This window comes from Ilumatobacter sp. (genome assembly GCF_049588435.1).
Taxonomy (GTDB): domain Bacteria; phylum Actinomycetota; class Acidimicrobiia; order Acidimicrobiales; family Ilumatobacteraceae; genus Ilumatobacter_A.
Genome location: NZ_JBAVYV010000520.1, coordinates 1 through 3,070 on the forward strand (window position 1 = coordinate 1; position 3,070 = coordinate 3,070).

A 3,070-nucleotide genomic window follows, 5' to 3' on the forward strand; every position below is an offset into this window, starting at 1 on the left:
ATGTCTGGTCGCGCGGTCGGTGCGGGCGCGAGGTCGACGATCGCGTCGAGGAGATGGCGCACGCCGAAGTTGGTCAACGCCGATCCGGCGAAGACGGGGGTCGACTCGCCGGCGAGGAACGACTCCAGGTCGACGTCGGCACCCATGGCAGCGAGCAGTTCGGACTCCTCGGCACACTTCTCCCACGCGGCGCCCTCCTCGTCGGCGGCGCGTTCGGCGGGACCGTCCTCCTCGGGAGCGATCTGGCTGCCGCGCGCGGTCCGGGTGAATCGAGTGAACACGTCGGTGCGGCGATCGAGCACGCCACGCAGGTCTCCGTACGAACCGACAGGCCACGTTGCCGGGGTCGGCCGGAGTCCGATCTGTTCCTCGATCTGATCGAGCAGTTCGAGAGGTTCGAGGCCCGGACGGTCGAGCTTGTTCAGGAACGTGAGCACGGGGAGCTCGCGTGAGCGACACACCTCGAACAGCTTCAACGTCTGCGGCTCGATGCCCTTCGCGGCATCGAGCACCATCACGACGGCATCGACCGCGGAGAGAACGCGATACGTGTCCTCGGAGAAGTCGCGGTGACCCGGGGTGTCGAGCAGGTTGAACTCGCGCTCGCGGTAGGGGAAGTTCAGCGCTGTCGAGGTGATCGAGATCCCGCGCTTCTGCTCCATGTCCATCCAGTCGGACGTGGCCGACCGGCGGTCCTCACGAGCCTTCACCGAGCCGCCCGACTGAATGGCTCCGGCGTACAGCAGGAACTTCTCGGTGAGGGTCGTCTTGCCCGCGTCGGGGTGCGAGATGATCGCGAACGTTCGACGGCGCTCTGCTTCGTTGATCACCTGCGTGGACACGGCGGACCACGCTACCGCCGCGTGGTCCCCTGCTCTCGGTGTGTTCGGGGGTCGACTGGCGGGAGGGTTGCCGTCTGCGCCATGGTGGGGTGATGGACGAGAACTCGCAGCTGGCCGACGCCCGACGCCTCGTGGACGACGCCGAGCGGATCGTCGTGTTCACCGGGGCGGGGATCTCGACCGATTCGGGGATTCCCGACTTCCGGGGTCCGAACGGTGTGTGGACCAAGAATCCGGCAGCCGAGAAGGCGTCGACGCTGCAGAACTACCTCGCGGATCCAGAACTCCGTGTCGTCGCCTGGCAGAACCGGCTGACGACGCCGGCCTGGACGGCCGAGCCGAACTCCGGTCACGCGGCGATCGTCGAACTCGAGCGGCAGGGGCGGCTGGACGCGATCGTGACCCAGAACATCGACGGTCTGCACCAGAAGGCGGGAAATGACCCGCATCGGGTGATCGAGGTGCACGGCACGGTCTGGTTCACCCGTTGCTGGGACTGCGACGACCGGCGGCCGATGGAGGACGCCCTGCACCGGGTGCGCAACGGCGAGGTCGATCCGAGCTGCCTCGTGTGTGGTGGGATCCTGAAGAGCGACACCATCAGCTTCGGTCAGTCGCTCGTCGAGTCGGTGATCGACCGGGCGATGCGGGTGAGCGACGAGTGCGACCTGATGCTCGCTGTCGGATCCACCCTGTCGGTGTTCCCGGCGGCGAACTGCGTACCGCGGGCGAAGGCGGGGGACGCATCGATCGTGATCGTCAACGGCGACGAGACCGCGATGGACCGCTATGCAGATGTCCTCCTCATCGGCCGGATCGGCGAGATCCTCCCCGCCCTCGTCAGCGTTACGTAACGGGTCTGACCCGTTATGTAACGCTCAGCGGCGGGCGCGGCTGGCGAGCAGGGCGCCGCCGATCACACACGCGATCCCGATGATCGCGAGTGGCGCGACCGTGTCGCCGCGAAACGTGACGCCGAGCGTGAGCGAGACGACCGGGATCAGGTACGTGATGAACGATGCGCGTGTCGAACCGACGCGTCCGACGAGCGATCCCATGATCGCGAACGCGATCCCGGTGCCGAACACACCGAGCACGAGCACCGCGACGAGCGGTCCGAGCTCCCAGCTCGCGTCGTCGATCTGCCACAGCCCGTACGGAAGGGTCCAGATCGTCGCGAGTGCCAACGTGCGACTCATCAGCGGAAGCGATCCGTACCGCGCCTGCAGTGGCGCCGACAGGTTGATCGCGAACCCGTAACACACGGTCGCAGCCAGCACGAGCACGACGCCGCGTGTCTCGTTCGAGCCGTCGCTGATCGACGGCAGGCTGATCAGCACGATGCCGACGAAGCCGACGACGATGCCGGCGAGGAGCGGTCCGGTCGCGCGCTGGCGGAGCAGGATCGCCGCGACGGACGCGGCGAAGATCGGTGTCGCTCCGTTCAACAGCCCGGTCACCGACGAGTTGATGTACTGCTCGGCGATCGGGAACAGGGTGAACGGGATCGCGACCCAGATCACCGACAGCACCACGAGTCGCGCCCGGTCCCCGGCCTCGATGGTGACGTGACGCTTCGGGAGCACGGCGAGCGCGAGTGCACCCGACGCGACTCGGATCAGCGTGATCACCCCGGGTGGGAACGCATCGAGACCGATGTCGATGAACAGGAACGACGATCCCCAGATCGCGGCGACGGCGATGAACAGGCCCCAGTCCTGCTCGGTGAACGAGCCGTCGTTCTGCGCCGCCGACTGCTCGAACAGCTTGCGCTGCGCCGGCGGGGAGGAGTGCGCGGCGTTGCTCACCGGGCAAAGGTAACGCCGCGCGCCGGCGTCCGACTGGCTCGATTCGGACACGGTCATGGGTGTTGCTGCCATCGGTTCGGGAATGCGTCCTCCACCGCGACGGTTGTACATACCCGACCGATTCGATCGACTTTCACGGTTAGGCTTTTCAACATGGCAACGTTTCGTGACCTCCTCTCCGCCGCCAAGGCGTCGATCACCGAGATCGACACCGAGACCGCATCCGACAAGATCGCCGAGGGCGCGCTGATTCTCGACGTGCGCGAGCCCGACGAGTACGAGGAAGGGGCGATCCCCGGAGCGGTCCACATCCCGCGCGGACACCTCGAGGCCCAGATCGAGGGCCGCCTCCTCGACAAGGAGGCTCCGGTCGTCGTCTACTGCGCCGGTGGCGTTCGTTCGGCGTTCGCAGTCCAGACG

4 protein-coding genes are annotated in these 3,070 nt (G+C 67.0%); 2 read left to right on the forward strand and 2 right to left on the reverse strand.

The features are described from left to right. Positions 1-842: GTP-binding protein (locus WBV89_RS19505; RefSeq protein ID WP_423982991.1), on the reverse strand; the 842-nt coding region annotated here is incomplete at its 3' end. A gap of 92 nt (positions 843-934) precedes the next feature. Here WBV89_RS19505 and WBV89_RS19510 point away from each other — a divergent pair. Further along, on the forward strand, positions 935-1,696 hold the full coding sequence (locus tag WBV89_RS19510) for an SIR2 family NAD-dependent protein deacylase (protein ID WP_423982992.1): 762 nt from the start codon (positions 935-937) through the stop codon (positions 1,694-1,696). A gap of 24 nt (positions 1,697-1,720) precedes the next feature. On the opposite strand, the gene WBV89_RS19515 is transcribed toward WBV89_RS19510, so the two are convergent. Continuing rightward, the gene (locus tag WBV89_RS19515; RefSeq protein WP_423982993.1) at positions 1,721-2,650 is read right to left on the reverse strand and encodes a DMT family transporter; all 930 of its coding nucleotides are present in this window, start codon (positions 2,648-2,650) and stop codon (positions 1,721-1,723) included. 153 nt (positions 2,651-2,803) lie between these two features. On the opposite strand from WBV89_RS19515, the gene WBV89_RS19520 reads away from it, so the two are divergent. Next, a partial coding sequence (locus tag WBV89_RS19520; protein WP_423982994.1) for a rhodanese-like domain-containing protein occupies positions 2,804-3,070 on the forward strand: 267 nt, incomplete at its 3' end.